Annotated in this window: 20 protein-coding genes; 3 read left to right on the top strand and 17 right to left on the bottom strand. The window is 38.3% G+C overall.

Going from position 1 to position 23,967, the window contains the following annotated elements:
* Positions 1-329: 329 nt before the first annotated feature.
* From Ana3638_RS10330 to Ana3638_RS10300, 7 genes are all read right to left on the bottom strand, one after another.
* Positions 330-1,064, bottom strand: a complete 735-nt coding sequence (locus Ana3638_RS10330) for an ABC transporter permease (protein WP_161837946.1) — start codon at positions 1,062-1,064, stop codon at positions 330-332.
* Positions 1,065-1,079: 15 nt separating this feature from the next.
* Positions 1,080-1,673: an ABC transporter ATP-binding protein gene (locus tag Ana3638_RS10325; protein ID WP_161837945.1), complete on the bottom strand. Its 594-nt coding sequence runs from the start codon at positions 1,671-1,673 to the stop codon at positions 1,080-1,082.
* A 1-nt stretch (position 1,674) separates the two neighbouring features.
* A complete protein-coding gene (locus tag Ana3638_RS10320; RefSeq protein ID WP_161837944.1) occupies positions 1,675-2,580 on the bottom strand; it encodes an ABC transporter substrate-binding protein in 906 nt (301 codons plus the stop codon).
* A gap of 250 nt (positions 2,581-2,830) precedes the next feature.
* Positions 2,831-3,406, bottom strand: coding sequence for a UbiX family flavin prenyltransferase (locus tag Ana3638_RS10315; RefSeq protein ID WP_161837943.1), 576 nt, complete (start codon positions 3,404-3,406; stop codon positions 2,831-2,833).
* Positions 3,407-3,572: 166 nt separating this feature from the next.
* Positions 3,573-4,445, bottom strand: a complete 873-nt coding sequence (locus tag Ana3638_RS10310) for a UbiA-like polyprenyltransferase (protein ID WP_161837942.1) — start codon at positions 4,443-4,445, stop codon at positions 3,573-3,575.
* Entirely contained in the window at positions 4,435-5,871 is a 1,437-nt protein-coding gene (locus Ana3638_RS10305) for a menaquinone biosynthesis decarboxylase (RefSeq protein WP_161837941.1), read from the bottom strand. The genes Ana3638_RS10310 and Ana3638_RS10305 overlap by 11 nt, the downstream gene beginning before the upstream one ends.
* 511 nt (positions 5,872-6,382) lie before the next feature.
* Positions 6,383-9,472, bottom strand: a complete 3,090-nt coding sequence (locus Ana3638_RS10300) for a glycoside hydrolase family 2 TIM barrel-domain containing protein (protein WP_161837940.1) — start codon at positions 9,470-9,472, stop codon at positions 6,383-6,385.
* Between the two features lie 369 nt (positions 9,473-9,841).
* Here Ana3638_RS10300 and Ana3638_RS10295 point away from each other — a divergent pair, with 369 nt between their 5' ends.
* Positions 9,842-10,717, top strand: coding sequence for a helix-turn-helix domain-containing protein (locus Ana3638_RS10295; protein WP_161837939.1), 876 nt, complete (start codon positions 9,842-9,844; stop codon positions 10,715-10,717).
* 81 nt (positions 10,718-10,798) lie between these two features.
* On the opposite strand, the gene Ana3638_RS10290 is transcribed toward Ana3638_RS10295, so the two are convergent.
* The 4 genes from Ana3638_RS10290 to Ana3638_RS10275 are packed head-to-tail and all read right to left on the bottom strand — an operon-like array spanning position 10,799 to position 17,308.
* Positions 10,799-11,980 (bottom strand): Wadjet anti-phage system protein JetD domain-containing protein, encoded by a 1,182-nt coding sequence (locus Ana3638_RS10290; protein ID WP_161837938.1) that lies wholly within the window; start codon positions 11,978-11,980, stop codon positions 10,799-10,801.
* The gene (locus Ana3638_RS10285) at positions 11,967-15,326 is read right to left on the bottom strand and encodes an ATP-binding protein (RefSeq protein ID WP_161837937.1); all 3,360 of its coding nucleotides are present in this window, start codon (positions 15,324-15,326) and stop codon (positions 11,967-11,969) included. Before Ana3638_RS10285 ends, Ana3638_RS10290 begins: the two co-directional genes overlap by 14 nt.
* Complete coding sequence (locus Ana3638_RS10280) at positions 15,286-15,936, bottom strand: DUF4194 domain-containing protein (RefSeq protein WP_161837936.1); 651 nt, start codon at positions 15,934-15,936, stop codon at positions 15,286-15,288. Before Ana3638_RS10280 ends, Ana3638_RS10285 begins: the two co-directional genes overlap by 41 nt.
* A complete protein-coding gene (locus Ana3638_RS10275; RefSeq protein ID WP_161837935.1) occupies positions 15,917-17,308 on the bottom strand; it encodes a Wadjet anti-phage system protein JetA family protein in 1,392 nt (463 codons plus the stop codon). Before Ana3638_RS10275 ends, Ana3638_RS10280 begins: the two co-directional genes overlap by 20 nt.
* Positions 17,309-17,597: 289 nt before the next feature.
* Between Ana3638_RS10275 and Ana3638_RS10270 the strand changes: the two genes are divergently transcribed.
* Complete coding sequence (locus Ana3638_RS10270; RefSeq protein WP_161837934.1) at positions 17,598-18,176, top strand: RsiV family protein; 579 nt, start codon at positions 17,598-17,600, stop codon at positions 18,174-18,176.
* Positions 18,177-18,465: 289 nt separating this feature from the next.
* On the opposite strand, the gene Ana3638_RS25710 is transcribed toward Ana3638_RS10270, so the two are convergent.
* Positions 18,466-19,320, bottom strand: a complete 855-nt coding sequence (locus Ana3638_RS25710) for a glycoside hydrolase family 140 protein (RefSeq protein ID WP_408609507.1) — start codon at positions 19,318-19,320, stop codon at positions 18,466-18,468.
* Positions 19,321-19,364: 44 nt separating this feature from the next.
* On the bottom strand, positions 19,365-19,760 hold the full coding sequence (locus Ana3638_RS25705; protein ID WP_202621596.1) for an apiosidase-like domain-containing protein: 396 nt from the start codon (positions 19,758-19,760) through the stop codon (positions 19,365-19,367).
* Between the two features lie 344 nt (positions 19,761-20,104).
* On the opposite strand from Ana3638_RS25705, the gene Ana3638_RS10260 reads away from it, so the two are divergent.
* Positions 20,105-20,452 carry a hypothetical protein gene (locus Ana3638_RS10260; RefSeq protein ID WP_161837933.1) on the top strand — a complete coding sequence of 116 codons (348 nt, stop codon included), beginning with the start codon at positions 20,105-20,107 and terminating at the stop codon, positions 20,450-20,452.
* 25 nt (positions 20,453-20,477) lie between these two features.
* Here the strand turns inward: Ana3638_RS10260 and Ana3638_RS10255 are convergent, their stop codons facing one another.
* The 4 genes from Ana3638_RS10255 to Ana3638_RS10245 form a co-directional block, all read right to left on the bottom strand.
* On the bottom strand, positions 20,478-21,320 hold the full coding sequence (locus Ana3638_RS10255) for a sugar phosphate isomerase/epimerase family protein (protein ID WP_161837932.1): 843 nt from the start codon (positions 21,318-21,320) through the stop codon (positions 20,478-20,480).
* Between the two features lie 211 nt (positions 21,321-21,531).
* Positions 21,532-22,317, bottom strand: a complete 786-nt coding sequence (locus Ana3638_RS10250) for a response regulator transcription factor (protein WP_161837931.1) — start codon at positions 22,315-22,317, stop codon at positions 21,532-21,534.
* A gap of 51 nt (positions 22,318-22,368) precedes the next feature.
* Complete coding sequence (locus Ana3638_RS25085; protein ID WP_246240974.1) at positions 22,369-22,521, bottom strand: hypothetical protein; 153 nt, start codon at positions 22,519-22,521, stop codon at positions 22,369-22,371.
* An 8-nt stretch (positions 22,522-22,529) separates the two neighbouring features.
* A complete protein-coding gene (locus Ana3638_RS10245; protein ID WP_246240972.1) occupies positions 22,530-23,927 on the bottom strand; it encodes an ADP-ribosylglycohydrolase family protein in 1,398 nt (465 codons plus the stop codon).
* Between the last annotated feature and the right edge of the window lie 40 nt (positions 23,928-23,967).

Raw genomic sequence — 23,967 nt, 5'->3', positions numbered from 1 at the left:
CCCCTGCGCGTTGGAATTATTATAAGATAGCTTGCTAATTCTCACTTTGATTTCATAGAAATGGGGCTGTCGCACTAAATGCGGCGCCCTTTAGAGATGTTTATCACATTTTAGGGTATCAAAAATAGCGTGTGATTATTATCCAACAGAGACACGTTCTCACTCGGTTGCCGCACATAGCGGTACATAAGGTTGTGGCAGATAAGCGATTCTGCCACAACCTAAATACCGATGGCGGCAAACGGTCTCTTAATGGATTAATAATCACACGCTAGTCTTTTACAAATCTATGTGATAAACATTCAAGATTTCTGAGGCGCCGTCCTAAATTATTTTGTTTCCTGTTTTGGCATCCAGGGACAGATACACCTTTGAAGCCGGTTGACAGCTGATACACTGATAAGGCCCAAAATTCCCAGCGCTAAAATACCGGCATACATCTGCTTGTAATCAAGTCTCATCCACATGTCCATTATATAAAAACCAAGTCCCCATCTTGTTCCGAACGTTTCTGCAAAAAATAAAACAGAGATACCGGTGGCAAGTCCAATTCTGACAGAAGTGAACATTTCCGGAAGAACTGCCGGGAGTATAATATGTAAAATGATCGCTTTATGCCCCGAACGAATCGTCCTAAGCGGTATGAAGTACTCCCCTGGTATATTTTTTACTGCATCATGTGCTGCTACAATAACCTGAAAAAACATAATTATAAAAATAATAAATATTTTAGATAAGTTTCCTATCCCAAACAGTAACATAATCATTGGCAGCAAGGCTATTTTAGGAATAGGGGCAAGCAGGTATATAACCGGTGATATATATTCACTTAATGTTTTGTGGTAGCCGATTAAGATACCCACAGGCATTCCAATCATTACAGCCAGAATAACACCGGCAATTAATCTTATACTGCTGTAAAACCCATGAATTATAATAGAGTTACTATTAACAGCAAATGATTGCATTACCTGCAAAAATGTTGGGAATATGTAATTATGGGTAAGAACCGCGGTAACCTGCCACAGTACAATCAAAGCCAGGATACCAATCCATTTCTTCACAATCAATCCCTCCAATCATTTCTCCAGATTAATAATTCTGCTGCCTAAATACTCTGCTTCATCTATATTATGAGTAACGAATAAGGTCGTTATATTATGTTGTTTCTGCAGATTTAAAAAGAGTTCCTGAATCTCCCTTTTCGTTTTGGCATCTAATGCAGAAAATGGTTCATCCATTAAAATAATATCCGGTTCATAGAAAAATGCCTGACCGAGTGCCGTTCTTTGATATTGTCCGCCGCTTAATGTGAGCGGATATTGTTTTTCAAGTCCGGATAAACCAAGATCTTCTATCAATTTCTTTGCACTTGTTTTATCAACCTGTCCGACCTCCACTTTTTTTAGTAATACGATATTATTATAAACTGTTTTCCAGGGAAGGAGGCAATTACTCTGGGAAATGAAGGCAATTCTGCTGTTCCTTGGAATAACAAGTGTTCCATCATACCCTTTATGAATCCCTGCAATAATCTTTAAGATAGTAGATTTGCCGATTCCGGATGCACCGGTTAAAGAAACAATCTCTCCCTGCTTAATAGTAAAAGATATATCTTTTAAGATTGGCTGCCCTGTTTTATAATAAATGGCTTCTGCATTAAATTCTATCATACTATTTAATCTCTTTTACCAGATCTGTATATGTATATTCCTGTTTTAAAAATCCTTTATCAATTAACCATTTCATAGCGTTTAATACCTGGTCTTCTGACGGCTGTGTAGTTTTTTCATATTGGGGCAATTCTACCTCCAGAGCAGTATCCGGCAGACCAAGTTCTTTTATCACTGCAGGCATAAACTCTTTTGGATCGGTGGAATTAATATATTCGACCGCTTTATCATAGGCTTCATAGAATTCTCTTATTTCTTTAGTTTTCTTTTCCGTTGCAGTTTTGGTAAATAACATAACCCCCAGATTAATACTGTATTCATCGGAAGTATTTACAATGGTTTCTCCTGCCTTTCCCGCCGCCGTAATATAAGGTTCCGGCATGGCAACTGCATCGATCTGGTTATTCTGTAAAAGTTCCAGTCTGGATGGTATTTTAGGCACGGAGGTCTTTTTAAGCATAGCAGGATCTCCTCCATCCGCTGTCACCATACTGTCCGTAACATATTCAATAACAGTATTTAAACTAAGACCGATTTCTTTTCCCTCTAACATTTTAGCACTGGTAATTTCAGAATCTTTACCGGATACAATACCGTAACGTCCATTGGTTTTAGAAGTTGCATAAACCGGGAATTTTCCCTCCTGTGCAAGGCAAACAGCTAAAACGTCAGAGATACTTCCGTCCAGATTACCGGAATATAAAGCACTGTCCCTGTCCACAGGACTTTGATAAACTTCCAATTTTACATAGTCTGAAAAATAACCCTGCTGTTTTGCCACCATAAAAGGGATGGAGTCAAGGTCTGTCATAATCCCTACCGTTAATGTATTTCTTTCTTTTGAACATGCAGTTAATATAAACATAACTGCAATAAGGAATAAAACATGCAATTTTCTTAATTTCATTTTAATACCCAATGCATAACACATCTGCCCACAGATGTGTTACTGCCACTAATAAAAATGGTGAAAAAATCAATAAGTGGCATACCTTTCTTTTAATTATATTTTTAATGGCTTGTATCTATTACGAGACAATCCACCCTGACACCCATGTTTTATGGGCATAAATCCTGAAGAATAGCTCTTTTGCTATTCTTCTCAAACCTCATATTTGAGGCTTTTACCTCGCATGTATTTCGCGAGACTATTCACATTAACCTCTCCATTCGGTATATAAATTATTTTCTATCCCTGCGGATTTTAAGATCCTGCCTACGATTCCGTCCATCAGATCATTATAATCCTCTGATTTCGCATAAAACATAGGAACCGGGGGCAGTATCATACTTCCGTTTTCACTAAGGGTAAGCAAATTCTTTAGATGGATGCTGTTAAGGGGTGCTTCCCTAGGCGAAATAACCAGCTTTGTTTTCTCTTTCAGGCAGACATCTGCAGCGCGGCATAACAAATTCCCCCCGGTGCCGGTTGCTATCTTCGCAGCAGTAGCCATGGAACAAGGTACAATCATCATGGCATCCGTAACAAAGGAACCGCTTGCAACACTGGCAAACATATCATTATTATCATAGGAGCATATTTCTGCCTTATTCTGATTTATTGTACTTAAAAATTGCGTCCAGGGAATCCCGGTTTCAAATTCAAACACTTTTTTTCCCATATCAGTAGCAATAATGTGAAGTTCAGCCTCAGTATCCGATAAATAACTCAAAAGCCGCTTAGCAAGAACACTCCCGCTGGCCCCGGTAATACCAATGATATATCGTTTCATCTATTTTCTCCAATCTGTTTATCGTTTATTTTTCTATGAACAGGATTAGGTTTCAAAAGCCATACAAATAATTAACATTCGTCAATTTGCACATCTACACTCTGCATTAGCGGGATGTTTCCTATAGTATTGCAATTACCTATATATGTATGTATGTAATAAACCCTCATATTTGTATAAACTTATCAAACCAGAAATCCAGCATGGCAAAAATAAAAAATACAATACTTAAAACCTGATTGATGTGGTAGGAAGCAAAAATCATCTTATCTTTATTCTCCGGAATTACATTGTAATGTTCAATGCAAAGTAACAGGATGGACACTATAATTCCGATTAGAAAAAAGATTCCTCTCGGCATAAGTACAAAAATAGCAAGAAGGCACAGAATACACATCGTATGGGAAGCCCTTGCTATCCATAAGGCATTTGTTAATCCAAACCGTGCCGGTACGGAGTGAAGTCCTTCTTTTCTGTCAAAATCAATATCCTGCGTTGCATAAAGGATATCAAATCCTGCTACCCAGAAACAAACAGCGGCACCAAGGAAAAGCGGCATAAAGGTAATCCCGCCCGTAACAGCAATCCAGGCTCCAACGGGTGCTCCTCCGCAGGCGGTTCCCAGTATAAAATGGCATAACCAGGTTAACCTTTTGGAATAAGAATAAAAAATAAATAAAGCAATGGCAAAAGGAAGCAGTATCAAACAGGTCAGGTTTAGCATATAAGCCGCGACTGCCATTAATACAAAGCATAAAACCGTTATGATAACAGCTTCGTATAATTTTACCTGTCCGGTGGAAAGGTGCCTGTCCTTGGTACGATCATTTCTCCCATCAATAAAACGGTCTGCAATACGGTTAAATGCATTGGCACCGTTTCTTGCTCCGAATAAGGCTGCCAGAATCCAGAAAAACACCCGCAGTTCCGGTATTCCGTTTGCCGCCCATAACATGGCAATCAGACCAAATGGCAGAGAAAAAACGGTGTGGGAGAACATAACCAGTTCCCCATACTTTTTTAATTTATCAAATACCATATTCCTTCCACCTCTTATCTACTTTTTCCTTAATCTTATCCGACATGACAATATCATCGGGCCATTCCCTCTCATATCCTTCGGACGCCCATTTTTTCGTTGCGTCAATCCCCAGACGGTTACCGATAAGATGCAGTGGTGAAGAATGATCCAAAGCATCCAGCGGCCCCTCCGAAATGATCAGATCCCTCTTAGCATCAATATTATTAAATACTTTCCAGGCTACTGCCGAAATATCATGAGGATTCACTTCCTCATCTACCACAATAATTAATTTGGTATACATCATCTGGCCGCTGCCCCATAAGGTATTCAGTACCTTTTTTGCATGGGCAGGGTACTTTTTATGAATGGATACGATCACGCAGTTATGGAATACCCCCTCCAGAGGAAAGTTAATATCCACGATTTCCGGTGCAATCATTTTCAGTAAGGGTAAGAATAACCGTTCCGTTGCTTTTCCCATAAAGCAGTCTTCCATGGGCGGCCTGCCAACAATAGTTGCCATAAACACAGGTTTTTCTTTTCTGGTCATTTTAGTAATGTGAAATACCGGATACATGTCTTTTTCAGAATAATAACCGGTATGATCCCCAAAAGGGCCTTCCATCCTCAATTCCTCCGTATCCACATATCCCTCTAAAACAAATTCACTGTTTGCCGGTATATAGATATCGTTGGTAACGGATTTCACGATTGGTACGGGCATTCTTCTTAAATATCCGGCGAACATGATTTCATCAATCATTTTCGGAAGCGGAGCCGTAGATGCGTAAATAGTAGCCGGGTCACAGCCGATTACCACGGTTACCGGCATTTTTCCGCCCAGTTTCTTATATTTGTCATAGATTTCACGCCCGTCTTTATGAAGATGCCAATGCATTCCCGTAGTATTTTTATCGTAAACCTGCAGCCGGTACATTCCTATATTCTGCTGCCCGGTCTCCGGGTCTTTGGTAAAAACTAAAGGAAGTGTGATAAACCGTCCCCCATCGTCCGGCCAGCACTTTAAGATAGGAAGTTTACTTAAGTCCGGCTCCTCAATTACTTCCTGACAGGGTGCCTTCTTTACTTTAACTGGGAATACGGTTAACAGCCTGGCTAATCTTGGTATGGATTTTACCTTGTCTAACATGGTCCGGTAATTGGAAAAGTCAATCAGATCCTGAATATCTTTACCGATATCATCCAGCTTACTTGCACCGATTGCCATGCTCATCCGCTTATATGAGCCAAATGTGTTAATTAAAAGGGGATAAGGTGAACCTTTTACATTTTCAAATAGTAACGCAGGTCCTCTTTTTTTCACCACCCTGTCCGCTATTTCCGTAATTTCAAGGATAGGACTAACCTCTGCTTTAATCCGTTTTAACTGATTTTTTTCATCTAAATATCTCATAAAATGTTGGATATCTTTATATGGCATTGTATTTTTACCTCACATAATTTGCTTTTTCAGGTATTTGCGAAACACCGTTATTTTATCTATATACCATACAACTAATACGAATTTCAGAGCTGAATCTTGCCAGGAGGGCAACGAAAGCCGTGTAATTCGTATTAATTGTATCGGATATTCAAAAAAACGATATGGTTTGGAAATTACCTGGCCATTGGTTAATTTTGTCCTAAGAATACTATAACACATTGTAAAAAAAGAATCATCCTATTGTAATGATTTTTTGTTTCATTTATAAATATAATTTTGCATCAATTGTTCTATATTAAAGACCGCCCGGAACATTACCCATATTATCAATATACTTTATAGCTTAATCCACTTTATTTACAAAGGTGAACACCGGAAAGATAAAAACTACGGCAATTACCGAAAGCAGATTTAATCTTAGAATACAAAAAGATTAAATCTGCCTCCAATAATTGCCTTAAATTCTAAAACTTTTATATGAAAAATTATACCTTATTATTACTGTAAATCAGTTACTGGCCGGAAATGAAAGTGTCCACTCAAAAGCAATTTTTTCTTCCTCCAGGCGGTACTTCTTAATTAATTCGGGACCGCAGCTGTTAGAGCCGATACCACTGTTCTTATAATCCAGACACACTACGGTGTAACCGGACTTCTGGAGTTCAAAATTATGCTTCTTCACGGCTAACTCTTCCTGGGTATATTCCGAAACGTTAAAGCTGAAATCTTCTTCTCCGGTCACTTCCAATAAATGCTCCTGTTCGTCACTTATACTCAGGTACTGACAGCCATAATGACTGGAATTCTCCTGTGGTTTTATATAATCTTCATACATATCGGATACATTCTGCTCAAATGTACCAATATAAGTGCATCTATGCTTATCAATGTAACTTTCATAAGGGCCAAAACCGAAATATTGAACCTTACTGAAAGCTTTCGGCATAAACATACGCAGTCCGAACCTTGGCAGATAAGGCATTTCCGTATTACAGACCGCATTCACTTTTGCTGCAATACTTCCGTCTTTCTTAATGCTCCATGTTACTTCAATATCAATAATATGCTGCATCTGAATGGCTGCGATTGCAAGACTGGAAGTTATCCTGGCTTCATCACCGGTGGTGATACTAGTATTATATACTCTTACGGTCATTTTGTCATAACCGGCTTTCTCCCATTCCACTCTAATATTACGGTCATTATCCGTAGGAGCACGGAAAATATTAAATTCCATCGGTTTTTCCAGATAAGAAACCTGATTATTGACCAGGGAAGTAAAAGTTCCTGTCAGCTTATTATAAACATACCGGAAATTTGAACCGGTTAAGATGACTGCTCTTTCGTCTTCCGCAACTTGAATTTCCTTTCCTGCGAACATAACGGAATCCGCATTGTTTTTATCCGCCTTGTATCTGCCTTCTTGAATCAGAAGCTGGTCAAATCCTAACTCATGGCCTTTGGTTAAGAAAGGTCTGTCTTCCTTTAAAATATAATGCAGATTTAAATAACTGATACCACCTTCCGGTCTGGTAAAGTTTACTTGAACGGTTTTACCGGAATGGGCAGGAATATCAAGTTCTTCCATTATACCGCTTTCTACGGTATTTCCATTGCATACCACATCATAAGAAACAAATAAAAAGTCCTTAAGATTGGTAAAATCCAGTTTGTTTTCAAAGTATATCTTACCGGAAGACAAATCTTCAATGGATGCTCTTACCGGACGGATTACATTCTTATATTCCAGTAATCCGTTCCCAACCCTGCGGTCAGGGAATACAAGACCGTCCACACAGAAGTTACCGTCATGAGGGTATTCTCCAAAATCACCGCCATAAAAGAATTTGTCTTTACCCTCTGCGGTCTTACCCATGTAAACCGCATGGTCGCACCATTCCCAGACAAAACCTCCTATAAAACGGTTATCGTTATATATTTTTTCAAAATAATCTTCGATATCTCCGGGGCCATTTCCCATGGCATGAATAAACTCACATAAGATATAAGGTTTCTTATTTTCCTTATTATTCAGGTATTCATCCACCTTTTCCAGGGAATCATACATTTTACTGTAAACATCCAGCATGGAGGTATCATTTTTATGACCGCCCGTTTCATAAATACTGCTCTCATAATGGGTAAGGCGGGTATTGTCATAGGATTTTATCCACCTGGCAGCATCTTCAAACGCTTTACTATAGCCGGATTCATTGCCAAGTGACCAGAAAATGATACTGCCGCAGTTCTTATTCCGTCTCACATTACTTTCGATACGGTCACAAATTGCATCATAGAAGATATCCATCTGTGCAAGATTGCCATAAGTAGTAAGATGACTGCCGTTATAAACTGCCGCAGAACCATGGGATTCAATATCAGATTCGGAAATTACATAAAACCCGATTTCATCACACATCTGTAAAAACCAGGGAGAATTCGGATAATGGCTGGTACGGATACCATTTACATTATGTTGTTTCATTAAAGCGAAATCTTTTAATACCTGCTTCTGATTGATGGAAGCACCGGTATACGGATCGCTGTCATGACGGTTTACCCCTTTGATCTTAATGGCAACTTTATTGACGTAAATAACCTGATCGATGATTTCCACTCTTCTTAAGGCAACTCGCTGTACTATGGTTTCTTCCTCTGTTTTTAAAATAAGGGTATAGAGTACCGGATTCTCCGCATTCCATAACTTTGGCTCTTCTATTTCAAATTCAATATGGCCTCCTGAAACCTGCTTGGTTTCTAATGAATTACCTTTCGCCTGGCCTAATAATTTCTTACCGTCTTCACTGAAGATTCCTGTTTTATCATCAGCATCCAAAAGGAGACAGGTTGTTGGTATCGGGTTATTAAAATATTCGATATCTACAAGTATTTTAGCTTTTTTACAATCAGAAGAAACCTCTGACTTTGCAAAGAAATCCCGGATATGTTCCTTAGAACGGGTTACGATGTACACATCCCGGAAAATACCGGAAAAGCGGAATTTATCCTGATCTTCCAGATAACTTCCGTCACACCATTTTAATACCAGTACCGCCAGGGTATTTTCCCCTGACTTTAAAAAATCGGAAATATCAAATTCGCTGGTAGAGTGGGAAATCTGGCTGTAACCTGTGAAATTACCATTTACCCAAACATAAAAACAGGAATCCACCCCTTCAAAATTTAAGAAGTTTTTCTTATCTACCTGGTCTTTTGTCATCTGAAATTTTTTTATGTAAGCACCGCATGGATTCTCATCGGGCATATAAGGCGGATCATAGGGAAAAGGATAATTAATGTTGGTATACTGGTTCCTGTCAAACCCAAGAATCTGCCAGCAGCTGGGTACCGGAATGGTGTCAAAATTCTCTGCTTCAAATTCCGTCTCAATAAATTTTTCATCAACATCAAAGCGGTTATTATAATAGTGGAATTTCCAGTCCCCGCTTAACATGGTAACTTTCTTAGAATCTTCTCTTGCAGTTTCTAAAATTTCATTAGCCGGCTTGTCTGCTTCAAAGGGAATATAATAGGCCCGGTATGGCATGGTTCCCAAATGAAGTGTTTTTGGATCTTCATAATACTTTGTTAACTCCATATGCGTCTCCTTTTTCATTATCAACTTTTGAGCTACCGCAAAATCTTACGGTTTTTATCTTGTGCCTGGGATAGCTGTTAGTTTTCTTTGCAGCACTTAACCTTCGCATTGTAGAATCTGGCTTTATGCAGCACAATTAACCTATGTAAATTATAATATATCTCCATAAAAAAGCATATAAAGGATATTATCCAAAACATATACAAAATGATACAAAGTCTCTTTACTTTTCACCGAATTTCATTCATACTGATAGAGATACAGAAAAAAGCAATTTCTATTATTTATAGCTTTCAAATAATAAATTAAACAGTAATTTACGGGAGATTTCTTAATCCTGATTGGAAAATACCCAAAAAAGGAGTTACAATGTTAAACATATCCGGATATTTAAATGAATATGATGAAGAAATAGTAGATACACAAAATAATAATTCCGTAAACAGCTGCGGCCATTACAAATTAATCAGTTTGAATAAATTTGAGACCCAGCGCCCCTTTGGCAGACAGGATTACCAACTGCTTTATGTTTCACACGGTTCTGCCAATTTTTTAATTCAGGGCGAAATGGTACATGTTCCCGCTGAGTCTTTCGTATTATATTATCCCGGTGAACAACAGCATTATTCTTACTGTCTGGAAGATCATCCTGATTTGTACTGGATTCATTTTTCAGGTCTTGAAATTACGGAATTACTTAAAAAGTATGGACTATATCCTCATCATCTTTTTCATGTTAATTCAGGAGAAGAATGTAAAAGGATCTTTGATAAGATAATCCGTGAATTACAGTTAAAACGGACGAACTTCTTTTCACTGATTAATGTATATTTTGATGAATTATTATTACTGCTTTCCAGACAGATCGCGGAGGAATCCAAAGAAAGCGGCAAAAATGAACTGATTGAACAGGCAATCGAATATTTTCATAAGGAATACAGAAATAAAATATCCATAGAAGAATATGCCCATAAGTGTAATATAAGCTGCTGCTGGTTTATCCGCAGCTTTAAAAAACACACTGGAACCACACCCGGACAATATCTTTCCGATATCCGAATAAATAAAGCAAAGGAATTATTAAAAAACGGTACGTTTAATATCACCGAAACCGCTGAATTTGTAGGATACGATAACCCTCTTTATTTCAGCCGTATATTTAAAAAAAACGTGGGGATGTCCCCCAGGGAGTACTTAAAAAAAACTGTTTTTCCTATGGATTTACTTAATCACTCTTGGTTATAATCGTTGTAGAAAGGATCTTCCACTCTTTTAATTTCAAAAGGAATTCCATTCCGCATTACCGATTGCATTTGAAACATACTTTTATAAATAAGCTTCCTGTTCAATAACCAGTCCGGTTTCAATAATACGGTCAATTACATCCTGCAGTATTGGTTCCCTGCACTTTTTTAACTTTTTCAGAGTTCTTTCTTCTATTGCTTCCCCACAGGAAATATACCGATTATATGTCTCTATATCCATTTTATAAGGTTTTAAATCTGGAAATATTCTGCTTTTAATATATTGAAAAATCCGAACTCCTCCGTAATCCAGATCTCCGCTGTGAAGATAAGTAACTGGCTTATCTTCCAGGCTTTCCTTAAGGCAGCATAAAAAATCCCTTTCAAGAGGTGTAAAGTAACCGTGAGTGAAAATAACTAGAGTTCCCGCTTCGTATGGCTCCGCCATATAATTTGCCTTATTCTCTATAGTGAGTATCTTATTTATTTTCTGGTTTTTCAGTATTACAGCGTTTTTTAAAGTCAGACTGTTTAATACGGTTCCATAATGATATTCTCCTGTATCCAGAGTTATACCGTCAGCTTTTATCAGTAAACTTCCCTTTATATGCAGCTCCTGGGAATATTCCTCAATATATAGCTGAAACAAAACATCGGAATTCTCCATGCCCTCTTCTACCCCATCGTGGTACTTTCTGGCAATACGGAGGACAACCGATTGAAGCTGCTTTTCGAAGAGTTTTGAATTTTTTAAGTACCGCTTACTGAATACTCGCTTGAAAATTGGGGAATCTAGCTGGTCAAGTCCAAGTAAGCACTGATATAGTAATGTGTTTTTCTTGTCTTTTGCTTCATTCACTTTGTACTTTTTTAAATACTTCTCATCAATAAGGTTTTTAAGGACTTCTTTTTCAAGATATTCCCTTATCCAGGAAGTTTTAACTTTCTGTAATAAATCAATGATTTCCTGCTTTTTTTCCATAATTTCTTCATACTTCGGTTTACGATTTGCAATACGGTAAAAATCTTTCATACTGGTTAAAGGATATTTTAACTTTTCTATATCTTCATTATAATATCCGCTGACCCATTTAATCTTGAGGAGCTTTTTACTTTCAAGCTCTTTCGCCTGATTCAGGAATGAAGTTTTATCAAGGTACTTATAATATTTTTCCTCAATACGAAAGCTTGCATTTCCTTCCGTAATGTTATTCCATTTCGTCTTTCTTTCATATTGATCTATCAAAAAATCACACAGTATCATCTTCCTCTCCTCCTTCCACGGTAAGCAGTTCATCAAACTCCTTTCTCTCAAACTCCTGGATGGAGATACGGTTTTTATTGGGATTGGCAAATACAAAGGTTTTATCTACATTGTCTACATAGTTTTGTATTTTATCGTTAGTTGCACTGATGATGGCTTGAAAGCCCAGCTTCCGGATTAATCCGATACAGCTTCCTACTTTCTCCCCATCCATTTTGGAAAAGGCTTCATCCAACACAACCAGCCTTGGTGTGGGTCTCCGCCTTACCGTAGGTTTTAAATTTATCCGGTAGATCTGGGCAAAACTGGCAAGGAGGGCAACATATAACGGGTTCTGCCCCTCCCCGCCGGAATTTTTGGTAAGCATGCGGCTTAAGCGCATAGGCGGCATTCCTTCCACCAGCTGCTCCATATCAAAAGATAAATAGGTACGGTAATCCGCATAACGTTCCATATTTGCCCTTGCTTCCTCAAGAGCTTTTATATCACTGTCTTCCGGAGGCATAAATAAACCAATCAGTTCATTAATTAACTCCCCATAATTCTTTTCATGATGCATGGCAAAGAGGTTCATCTGGTTCTCAACCTGTCCATTCAGCTGGTACGGATTGATTTCCAGGTCCTCATCCATAAACATATCATAAAATCTGCCTTCCTCCCCCCTATTCTTGGTAATGATGAATTTATATTTATCCTTGCCAAAGTCCAGCTGGGCCAGTATCCGGTTTAAATCCTCTTTTTGCTGCATCACTTCCTTGATGGCATCCCGGATTTTATAGATAAAGTCCGTTTTAAAGTGATATATGGCTACCTTGGCCTGCTCATTGGCTTTTTCCGTAAATTCTGTCAGCTTATCGCTCCTTAGATTATTAAGTAACTGGCTGTATTCTTTATTATCTTTAGCGGTAAGAGAAAATCCCCGATAGGCATATGACTTAAGATAGTTCTCCCTTTTATTTAATAAGGCTTCATACTCTTCCTCTGCTTTTCCTCTGCTCCCCTGCATCTTATTAAATAAAATTCCCTTAAGCTGCTCTGACCTTCTGCCGGCAAATTCTTCCATGAACCGGTTAAAGCTCTTTTCCCGTCTTTCATCTTCCGTAAATACTTTCTGCTTTTGCAGAAGTTCTTCACTAAATTCAAGTATCTGTCTTTTCATGTTTTCCACTTCATGGTTTTTGGTACTGAGATTCACCATACCGGTATCTTTCTCTTTATTTATGCTGGCAATCGCACCCTCCAGTTTTTGTTTCTCCGTAAGCCATTCATCCAGTTTTCTTTCTTTTAATTCCTTTATTCTGTCTGCATATTCCTTTTTTTGTTTTTCCTTATCCGGAATCGTTTGAATTTCTTTTATAAGTTTTTCATAACTTTCCGCGTCCTCTGGAAGGGTTTCATAACTTAACAAAAGATTTGCGTCCTTTAACTGCTCATTTAAAGGCTCCATGGCAGACCGGATAGTAAATGCTTTCAACTCTAACTGTACTAATCTTCTCTCCACAGCACTCTGCCCGATATAAGCATATTCCGTGTAACCTCGGGGATTTATATGCTGTAGTTTATAACCCTGGTACAACATACAATCCGGTGTAATACCACTTTTGTTTTCCCTGAGTTCTTTCATATCTACACATTTTATAACGGAACCCATCAGGAAATCCACATAAGCCCTGACATAATCAAAGTCTGTTTCCACTTCTTCTGCCAGGGAGTTCTTAAGAGCGGGTTTTATTTCCTTTAAAACTTTTTCCGTATCCAATACCGATACCTTATAGAACTGCTTCTTATCTAAATCTTTATATATTTCCATGGCCTTCCCGGCATATTCGGGAGGAACCACTATGGCTAATTTATTATTACCCATATATCCTTCCACCGCATTCAGCCAGTTTTCATTGCCAACCTCAATTAAATCCGCCAGAATATCCACACTTACAGGTTTTCTAAAATGCTGTTCCAGTTCTTTTGCAATAAACTCCTTTGCCTTAAACAGATAGGGCGGATAAGCCTTCTGTCCCTTGCTTAATATCCCGGTCTGCTCCGTAATTTCCCCTAATTGCTTTTTTAATTCCAGCAGTTCGGCGGACCACTGGTCTTTATCCTTTTGAATTTCTTCTCTGGTCTCTTTTACGGCAGACTGAATACGCTCCATATCCTTACGGTCAGCCTCATAACTGATAAAGCGTTCTATACTTAACTTTGCAGACGGCTCGATTACGTTGGTATCAAGCCATTCCTTTAACCGGTGGGCAATCTTATCATATTTGCTTTTATTTCCATAAAGGAGTTCCAACATCTGGTTTAAAGAGACAAGCTCCCGCTCCAAATGGTCATATCCGCTGTTTTCAATAGATATCATAACCTGGTCCCTTTGGTCCCTGAGTCCTTTTAACTGCTCTTCCAGGGATTTTACCGTATGCTCAAGCAAAGCGGTATCCTTTGTGTATTCCGTCTGCTTATCCATGAAAACCTTAAGTTTTGATTCTATGGTTTGTATATCATATTTATCCATATTGTACTGGTATTGCAGGGTCTGCTCCAAAAAAGTATTATACTGAATAAATTGTTCTTCAATCTCGGCCAGCAGGGCTATTTCATTTTTCGTATCCTCCAGCCTTCTTTTTAACCTGGTATACTGGGCTACACTATCCTGCATATCTTCGATACGGATATCATTTTCCGTACAGATATAATTCTTCACAAACTCTTCCAGCTTTATATCCATTTTAAAGGGAATTGCTCTCTTAAAGAGGCTTGGAAAATGTTTGGGATGGAGTCCTCCGAAATAACTTCCATAAAGTTCATTACGGAATTTCTCATTGGTCCTGGAAAAATAATAATCTTCTGCCTCATAATTTATTTTCATAAGCTCTTTTAATTCATTGATGGATAAAGTCCTTTCATCCTGCCTGTAAAGTCCCGGCTCCAATTCTCCTTTATGGCGGAAGAACATATGGTTTATATCATTTGCCTGTATATCCACATCAAAAACAATCCCGATACTCTGATAATTCATAGTTTCCGTATCTTTAAATTCCAGCACAATGGTGGAAGAGAAATTCTTGTTTCTTAAATAGCTGGCTTCATTATTCTCCTGAACTACTTTCATGCCCCTTAAGTATTCCATCAGAGTCCGGTCGGAATCCTCCTTGGCAGCCTTATTAAAGAAATTCCGGCCGTTGCTGTCGGCATATAATACTATCTGAAGGGCATCCAGGACGGTGGATTTCCCGCTGCCGGAGTGCCCTGTAAAGAAATTAATATCATCATGAAAGGTCAGCAGCTTCTCATTGATATAATGCCAGTTATTCAAACACATCCTGGTCAGTGATTGATATCTGTTCATCCTCTGTTTCCTCCATATCCTCTTCTTGGTATTGTTCAATTATGGCCTGGATAGCCCCTCCCTCAAATAACAGGTTAACCGTGGGGTACAGGATAAATCTGGAATCCCCTTCCATTTCTCCCATATCCTCCAGGATTTCAATAACCTGGTATTTTTTTAAGGCCGTTATGGTTTTGCGTACTTCCGTAGGGGAAATGGTTTTGTTATTCCACAAGCGGAATAACTGTATCTTATCAAAGATTTCATTTAAAGTTGTATAGACATGAATGGAGTTTGAAACCGTATTCATCTGTTCATCATAAATCAGTTTAAACAGCAGTAAAAATACCGTAGTTAACCTGCTTAATTTGTCACCCTGTACGCTCTGGGTTTTCAAAAATATAATCCCATACTGCCTGTTCTCAATAATATCAATATCAGCCACCTTAAAATATTCTTTTAAAAAGTCCAGGTGCCGTTCACAGGCACGGTACAATTTGCTTGGCATATAACGCCCTGATTTTTTATCAAATTTACTCTCCAACAGGAAGGTCTGGTTAAATAAAGTCTTTATCACCTCTGTCAGCATATCTTTTTCTTCATCTAATAATTCATTGTAATAAGGTAACATGATTATTCCTTTCAAATACTAAATCCGGATAGGTAAATTTTTTACCGGATATTTTATCCCCTTTTCCTTTTACCACCCGAAAGGGGCTGTTTCTTCTCAGGCTGTAATCATAAGCCAAAATCAGAAGCTCAAACTCCTCTTCAGAATCAATGGGGTGCTCCTTTGTCCGGTAGATTCCGTTTTCCATACGGTTAAAGACAAATTGCTCGATCTGGGTTTTGCTGTAACGGTTTTTATTCTTATTCATGCGCAGGATATCTTCTTTGGATAACTCTTCTTCCGTTTCCTCTTCTGTTTCTACAGTTTCTTCAAACACCTTGCGCTTTCCCCTTTTTTTATAGAGGGAATCGGCCGAAGTTACGGTCAGGTCATTAATACGTATCACCTTAGCCACTTTGTTTATCAGTTCATCCCTTTTATCACTGCCAAGTTTGTTTAACAGAGCAACCACATTTCCTTTTACACTGTCATCACTGCTTAAGAGATATTCCAGCCGGCTTACGGTAGCACGTACATATTTACTGTGTTCCGAGTCAATATGGGAAATCCGGTTCTCCATGTTAATAATTCCCCGTTCAATCTGGTAAATCAGATCCAGGAATTCACTTTCAACCTCCTCCGCCTTATTCCCTTCCGCCGCCATCTTCTGCTTTAATAAAGAAAGCCGGCTTTCATCTTCCTGGAGGGAACGAAGAATTTTTTTTATATCATTTTTATAGATATAAAAATTATCACTTGTCTTTAAGAGGCTGTATTTTTTATTTACTATGGTTTCAACGTAAATATCCAAATGTTCTTTTAAAAGTTCTTCATAATTTTTCTTTTCCAATAAAGAACTGAAAAACTGGTCCATATTGTGGAGCATATCCTGAAGGGACCGGTTCAGTCTGGTGATATTGACCATGGCTGTACTTAATATCTCCATTCCGACTTTATTATCATGATAAAAAGAAAAGATGTTGGTATAAACATTCTGTATGTAAAGATCCGTATCATTTTGATCCGGATTGCTTAATTTCTTAAAAACTTCAATAAATAATGATGCATAATCCAGAATTACTATATTTGTTTTAAAAGAACTGTAATCCTCCACCTTCTTAAGCCAGGAAAACCGGATCAGCCGGTTTAAAATCTTCGTTGCCATGGGTTCATAAGCTTCTTGTTGCTCCCCTTCTTCATCGTCTGCAGTAATGTCTACTATACGGTCGGAAAAGTGCTCCGCAATAAGCTGTATACAGGTTTCTTTCGTTATAAAATAATCATTATATAAATATTCATCATATAGGATCATAAGTGATTCCATATAAATGTATCGGTTTCTGGAATAAAACAGCCGGAAAAACTGCTGCGGTATTTTTAATAATTCTTCCATAAGTAACTCCTTAACGGTTCCTAATAAAGAAACTTCCTACTAACACCCATACTTTTTATACTTTTTGGGCATAAACTGTAAAGAACAACTGCCTTTGCTATTCTTATAATAGCCCGCATGTACCTTGCGAGACTATCCATACTATTCTTATATCATAATTCATTATAAATTGATCTTCCATCATATTCATAATGAATTCTATATAAATATAACATATTATGTTGGAAAATGCCATAAAACAATGAATACTGCGAAGGAACACCTCTCATACGGGATTTGTGAGGCGGAAGTGAAAGTACCGGAAATAACCGGGTTAGGGAACAGCTCACTGGAAAATTCCCTTAACTCAAAGTATCTGGAAGTAAATACGAAGCTTTATAAGGATTTCATGGATACGGTGGGCAGTGATGTAAGCCCTGGGAATTTGGCACTCTATACCAATTATAAGGTCAAAGTCCGTACGGAGGAATTATTGGTTATTGAAAGTATCAAAACTGAAATAGCCGCTTCCGGCTCCGAATCGGTTCAGTTTGATAATATTGATTTAAAAAACCAGGTAATGATCACCCTTCCCAGTCTTTTTAAGGATGACAGTTATATCGGTCTCATCAGTGATAATATTAAAACCCAGATGAGGGAGAAAATGAACGAAGAGGAAAGGGTTATATACTTTATGGAAGGAGATGATTCTAATTCGGGTTTCGATCAAATCAAACCGGATCAGAATTTCTACATTAATGAAGACGGAAAACTCGTTATTTCCTTTGACGAATATGAAGTGGCACCCGGAAGCATGGGACTGGTAGCGTTTATTATCCCTACGGAAGTAATCCGGGATGCATTGGTCAGCGATACTTATATAAAATAAATTTATATGCACGGCGGAAAAGGCACCGCTTTTTATAGAAATTTGGAAAGCAATCTCCGATAAGTTTATTATTTATCTTATAGGACGAACTTTTCTGCTATACAAACGGCGCAAATTATAAAACATAATTATGCGCCGTTAAAAGTGTATTACCAGCTTCAAACAATGTCAGTTGCGGATATCATCTATGAAGCCTGTTTAGCTTCCGGGCCTCAAAGCCGGCCGGTATTACAATTCATGTCCCGCAAGGAGATTAGTAATCCATAATAATTTCTCTTTATAGTATAGCTTATTCATTTACAGACGTAAGGCAAAGCACAATGTCACAATCACGTCCCCGCAATTTAGGTGAAAAAACCCGTACCCCTTCATTTGGGAAAATACCGATTGGCTCATAGCTTCCCGTTCTGGGACAAAACCACTCGGCCTTTACTGTTTTTTCGGTTAAGATCCCCATCCGCACCTTGATATCCACACCGTTTGGTGCATAAAGAAATGCATAATCAGAACCTCTGGTCGCAGCAATATAATTGGCACCGGCATAGTTTTCTGCAACGAGGCTTTGATCGGGAATCCGCTCAAAAAACGGCTTTGATAATATCAACTCTTTTAGATGCCGCATCTGTTCCGCCCCCGGACGGGTCAGGGCGTCTTTCCAGCACAGCGGAAAATAGGCAGAAAATTCCCGGTTCATTTTCCATACACTATGATGACCGTAGGTATGTCCAAATCCTCCTGAAAACACATTCCAATAGGCGGCCTGACGAACATCTGCCTGATCAAAATATCCGTTCTCAGGTTTGAAGTCAATCGGATGGTCCTCATAACGGGGTTCGGCATCCAAGGTCGGTTTTATCGGTATCATCCCGTAATCATGCTGGACAAATTCATAATTTTTAAGATTACGGCAAGTATGTCCGGACTGAATCATATGAAAATTAATCCAGGATGCATTAGGGAAATAACGGGTACTGGACTGGTATCCCCCCGGATGGAGGGTAATCAGATGTTTCTTTCCCTCCGTCTCCATAATTCCCCGGGCGAGGGCTTCATTTACCTGAAAATGTTCATAAGCCATAAGAGTACGGTCACCTCCTAAAACCCATATCAGATTATTCCGGTTACCGTAACGTTTTCCAATCATACGACCGTACTCCAATGCATTTTCGGGTGTGAAAATAACCGGTCCTACGCCGTGTGCAAGAAAATACTTATCCCCCAGGTTGGAAGGAGGGCAACATAAAGCCCTTCCTCCTCTGCCATATCAAGAATTGCATCCACATGATCCCAATAAGAATACTCTCCGTCCGTATCCCAAAGACAGGGATCATACTCTCCCTTTTCATTGAATTTTAAGGGATAACGGCCATAGGCATTGGGTGTGGTAAGTCCGTCAATTTCTGCAAGTATGGTTGCCTGGATTACATTAAACCCCGAAGCTGCCCTGGTTTTAAAATAAGTCCTTGCATCCTCTGTATTCAGGCAGTGAAATAATTCCCAGGCGGTATCACCTAACCAGAAGAACGGGGAGCCGTCTTCCAAACATAAAAAATGTTGGTTTCTGCTGACTTTAAGTCTTAACATAATTAATTTTCCTTTCTGTAATTCAGTATAATAGGCAATTGCGAAACTATTTAGTTTTCTGAATATAATCTAGTTTCGCAACTGCCTAATATCTATCCTTTAACGCTTCTTAATGTAATTCCCGTAACAAAATATTTCTGTAAAAAAGGATAAGCAATCGCTTAAATTATGACTTAAGCATAACCAAACTATACCATAACTCACTAATGATTAAAATATTTTTATTAATATCCGCATAACTAATTGGTAAATTATAGTGGTAATATCACATTAAGTAATATATAATAAAATCAAAAATAAGAGTGAATTTATGATAAATTGAAAACCAATCAGGGGGTTTAATTATGTTGATATGTCCGGTTTGTAAAAATGAATATCAGGAAGGGTATAAGACCTGCAGTGATTGTAAATGTGATTTAATAGAAATACCCGATGTCATTGCTGAGAAGAGCAAACCTGTTAAAGCAGGAATGCTCATTCCATTCTTACTTGGATTACTAATAATACTTTGTTCGCCTATCATTTCATACCAATTTACAGCAGATTTTTTTATCCCGGATGGAAATGGCATCTTTGATCCTGCCCAATTTATATGGATGCTGAATGCTTTCCATTATTCTCTTTTATTGGTTGGAAGTATCATCTGTTTGCCTCCCATTCTATATTGGTTCAAAAACAGGAACAGCCAATAAAGAAATTCCTTCTGAGCCCCAGTTTTTATTCATTAAAAGCTTCTGTAATCAGGTTTTTAAGAAGAATGGATTCAGCTACATTATCATTCCGGTTACAATTTTCCCATTCATCCCAGGTATATTCCAAACAAATATACCCTTTGTAATCAAGCGCTTTTAATTGCTTTACAATACCGTGATAATCGATTGTATTTTCTGAAACTGTACATTGCAGTTTACAGGGAGCGGCTCCTCTGGCATGAAAATGGGAAGCATAGGGAAGCAGAACGGCAATCTGTTCATTCGGAATACCGCATCTGGTAAAATGGGTATAATCAAGAGTAAGAGTAAGTCCCGGAACATTTTGAAGCAATTTAAGTGCCTTATCCGGGGTATCTGCAATCGAACCCACATGGGCTTCAATTCCAAATATTAAACCATATTCTTTTGCTTTTTCTATTCTCCAGGTAAGCTCGGAATAACACCGGTTTAAGGACTTTTCATATTCCTCGTCTGCAAAGGTTACCCCCGGTAATACCGTAATATGCTCACTTCCCGAAATAGAAGCATATTCTAAGGTGTGTAAAAATAGGTCTCTGTTTTTCATTCGTACCGGTTTATCCGGGTGATTCGGTGCAATTAACGAAAAGTCCGGTGCTGTCTGCATAAAAATATCCGCTGCCTTTAAGCCTGCTTCATCCAGATTTTTCTTTAAATTTCCAGCATTTGTTCTGGTATTTGCAAATTCCGTAGAAGGCCTTAAGTGGGAGCGTTCTTCAAAAAGACCGATATCAACACCCATAAAACCCATCATTTTTATTAATTTTAAGCCGTCATTATGTTCTAATAACGGAAATGTAAAATCTGCACAAGATAATTTTAATTCCATATATTAGTCCTTTCTTAATAAATTTTAAGGACTGTACAAAACAGCTTATAACCCTGTAATAGTTAGTATCAATACTATTCAGAGAGATTTTATACCGTTTATACAGCCCTTTAAGTGTTTCATTGTTTCATTTTAACATATTCCGCAGAAACATGTTTTATAGACCATTCCGTAGTATTTTATTTGCATAATTGCATAGTAACAATCCCATTCACGCGTTGTTGTTCGTCAGAACCGCTGTGGCTGAATAATCACTATGATTTTTATATTGGGATGGGGTCATACCTGTATAATTTTTAAACATTTTAGTAAATACGCGGTAATCACTGAACCCAACAGCTGTGGCTATTTCCGAAATACTCTTATCGGTTGTTGTGAGTAAGGTTTTTGATTTATTAACCCGTAATCTGGTAAGGTAGGAGTGGTAATTGATTCCCGTTTCATTTTTAAATAACTGACTGATATAAGCAGGATTCATGTGAAATTCCAGGGATAATTTCTGTAAATTAATATCCTCTACCAGATGCTCCTGTATGTATGCTATGAAACGGAAAATTATTTTGCTGTCTTCATTTTTAATTTCTTCTGTTACCGTAGTTTTATGATCCACTACAACATGAAATTGCTCCATCCGGATGTGATCAATTACTTTACCCAACTCTTCATACTTAACCGGCTTTAAAATATAATCTTTAACCTTTAATCTTAATGCTTCCTGACAATATTCAAATTCATCATAACCACTTATCACAATAAAAGTAATATTTGGGTTTTGCTCACGTATCATACTTATGGCATCAAGACCGTTTACAATAGGCAAATTAATGTCCATAATAATAATATCCGGCTGATATAGTTTTGCCTGATTTATGGCAGACATTCCGTCTCCGGCTTCACAAACCGGAACACATCCGTGTTTATCCCAGTCAAAAAGCCGCTTAAACCCCTCTACAATGGTAACCTCATCATCAACAATCATTACTTTCAATTTCTTCATAAGCTTCACCACCAACTGTTGTAATTTGAATTTTAGTATTTACCAAACTTGTTAGTTGTTTCTCATAAGAGTTACTTTCATGGAACCGGATGAATGTCTTCCTGCTAAGGATACATCCACTATAAATTCTAATTTTGCTCCGTCAAACAGATCTGCATTAAACTCAAACACGGTTTCTGCTTTAGAACCATACAGATTATTCAAAGGAAGCTCTACACCCGCCCGTTAAGCATCTGAATTCCTGCAGGCATAAATACCTTTATAGCCGCCCATTGCTGTTGCCGCATGGTATGGGAGTTTACAACGGTTACTTTAATTTTACGGTTTTCTCCGGATTTGAAAAATACGGAATCCATATAATCAATCATAACCTGGAAAGCCGGGAAAGAATAACGTATTACATAAGGAGACAAACTGCATAAATCCCTGATAGGAAGCTCCTCACTTTTACCGTTTCCATTAATATACAACAGGTAATCCGTTGTCTTATTGCAATAAAGTTCTTTTCCAGCCTTGCAATCAACAGTCATACCCTCTTCTGCAAATATGTCACAGATATCCTGTCCTAAAAACAGCGGCATAGTACGCAAAACACGCTCTGTCAATTCGGTTACGGTTGACGGAACCCATATACCCCTGCTGGTTTTATCGATACAAAGTGTCACAATCTTATCATCCAACGGTGCTGTCCATTTAGCAGGTAAATCTGCTGCTCCGCTTATTATGCCAAGGGTTGCTCCCAAAGTAGCTCCGGTACAGTCCGTATCCTCTCCGCAGGCTACGGCAAGGCATAAGCTTTTCCCGAAATCTCCCTCACCATATAACCAGGCCGCTACGGTAAAGGCTACATTTTCAGGGGCATCGAAACCTGAAGCTCCAATCTCCATTCCCTCATTACCCTCTTCTATTATTTCGGATAATTTTATACCCTGTATACCAAAAGTGCCGGGTGCAGCATTATGTATCTGCTTTCTTGCTTCATAGAAATCAACTTTATTTTTATAACATTCTATTGCTTTATTTATTGCTCTTGCTGTTTTACTGGATTCCGGTATATAGGATAATGCAATGTCCAGTAATTTCATGGTGTCACTTTCAACAAATGCCGCACTTTGAAGAGCTGCAAAGAATATTTCTCCGTACATTCCTTCGCCAGAATGATCCACTATGGCATCTTCATAAGCATATCTGGTTGCTATTTCCGGATGTCCCGGTGCCAGACAAGCCCAGATTTCGGAACGGATGTAACAACCGCAGCTGTCCTTATAGGTGTTATCAATCAAACCGGACAGAGGCGGCTGCAGACCGGCACGGAGATTTGCTTTACCGGTACCGTATTCAACCCAGTTCGGAATAACAAAAGACAGCCAGTATTCTCCAAGTATGGAGGCATTTACATTACGGCCGTAACGTTCTACTGCAGCCAGCCATACAATCTGTAAATCCAGGTCATCATTTGGCGGCGGTCCCATGGATAAATCCTGTGTGTAAAAATCCAGTTCATTCACCTGTCTTATTCCCTCAAATGGTGCACCTAACACACCGCCGATATTTTTACCAGCCCAACATCCCATTACCTTATCTTTATAAGTGTCAAAATTCAATTTCATAATATTCTCTCCTATTCTATTATTATATTCTACGATTCTG

The sequence above is a fragment of the Anaerocolumna sedimenticola genome (assembly GCF_009931695.1).
GTDB classification, from domain to species: Bacteria; Bacillota; Clostridia; order Lachnospirales; family Lachnospiraceae; genus Anaerocolumna; species Anaerocolumna sedimenticola.
The sequence above is the reverse complement of the archived record's forward strand: the minus strand, read 5'-3'. Positions and strand labels throughout refer to the sequence as shown.

What these genes read in the sequence shown, in the direction of transcription:
- Ana3638_RS10295 (WP_161837939.1), top strand. Translation starts at nt 9,842, where the DNA reads ATGTTAAACATATCCGGATATTTAAATGAATATGATGAAGAAATAGTA.
- Ana3638_RS10280 (WP_161837936.1), bottom strand. Translation starts at nt 15,936, where the DNA reads ATGTTACCTTATTACAATGAATTATTAGATGAAGAAAAAGATATGCTG.
- Ana3638_RS10285 (WP_161837937.1), bottom strand. Translation starts at nt 15,326, where the DNA reads ATGAACAGATATCAATCACTGACCAGGATGTGTTTGAATAACTGGCAT.
- Ana3638_RS10250 (WP_161837931.1), bottom strand. Translation starts at nt 22,317, where the DNA reads ATGAAGAAATTGAAAGTAATGATTGTTGATGATGAGGTTACCATTGTA.
- Ana3638_RS10325 (WP_161837945.1), bottom strand. Translation starts at nt 1,673, where the DNA reads ATGATAGAATTTAATGCAGAAGCCATTTATTATAAAACAGGGCAGCCA.
- Ana3638_RS10300 (WP_161837940.1), bottom strand. Translation starts at nt 9,472, where the DNA reads ATGGAGTTAACAAAGTATTATGAAGATCCAAAAACACTTCATTTGGGA.
- Ana3638_RS10310 (WP_161837942.1), bottom strand. Translation starts at nt 4,445, where the DNA reads ATGGTATTTGATAAATTAAAAAAGTATGGGGAACTGGTTATGTTCTCC.
- Ana3638_RS10320 (WP_161837944.1), bottom strand. Translation starts at nt 2,580, where the DNA reads ATGAAATTAAGAAAATTGCATGTTTTATTCCTTATTGCAGTTATGTTT.
- Ana3638_RS10305 (WP_161837941.1), bottom strand. Translation starts at nt 5,871, where the DNA reads ATGCCATATAAAGATATCCAACATTTTATGAGATATTTAGATGAAAAA.
- Ana3638_RS10245 (WP_246240972.1), bottom strand. Translation starts at nt 23,927, where the DNA reads ATGAAATTGAATTTTGACACTTATAAAGATAAGGTAATGGGATGTTGG.
- Ana3638_RS25705 (WP_202621596.1), bottom strand. Translation starts at nt 19,760, where the DNA reads ATGTTAAGACTTAAAGTCAGCAGAAACCAACATTTTTTATGTTTGGAA.
- Ana3638_RS10255 (WP_161837932.1), bottom strand. Translation starts at nt 21,320, where the DNA reads ATGGAATTAAAATTATCTTGTGCAGATTTTACATTTCCGTTATTAGAA.
- Ana3638_RS10260 (WP_161837933.1), top strand. Translation starts at nt 20,105, where the DNA reads ATGTTGATATGTCCGGTTTGTAAAAATGAATATCAGGAAGGGTATAAG.
- Ana3638_RS10315 (WP_161837943.1), bottom strand. Translation starts at nt 3,406, where the DNA reads ATGAAACGATATATCATTGGTATTACCGGGGCCAGCGGGAGTGTTCTT.
- Ana3638_RS10275 (WP_161837935.1), bottom strand. Translation starts at nt 17,308, where the DNA reads ATGGAAGAATTATTAAAAATACCGCAGCAGTTTTTCCGGCTGTTTTAT.
- Ana3638_RS25710 (WP_408609507.1), bottom strand. Translation starts at nt 19,320, where the DNA reads ATGATTGGAAAACGTTACGGTAACCGGAATAATCTGATATGGGTTTTA.
- Ana3638_RS10290 (WP_161837938.1), bottom strand. Translation starts at nt 11,980, where the DNA reads ATGATACTGTGTGATTTTTTGATAGATCAATATGAAAGAAAGACGAAA.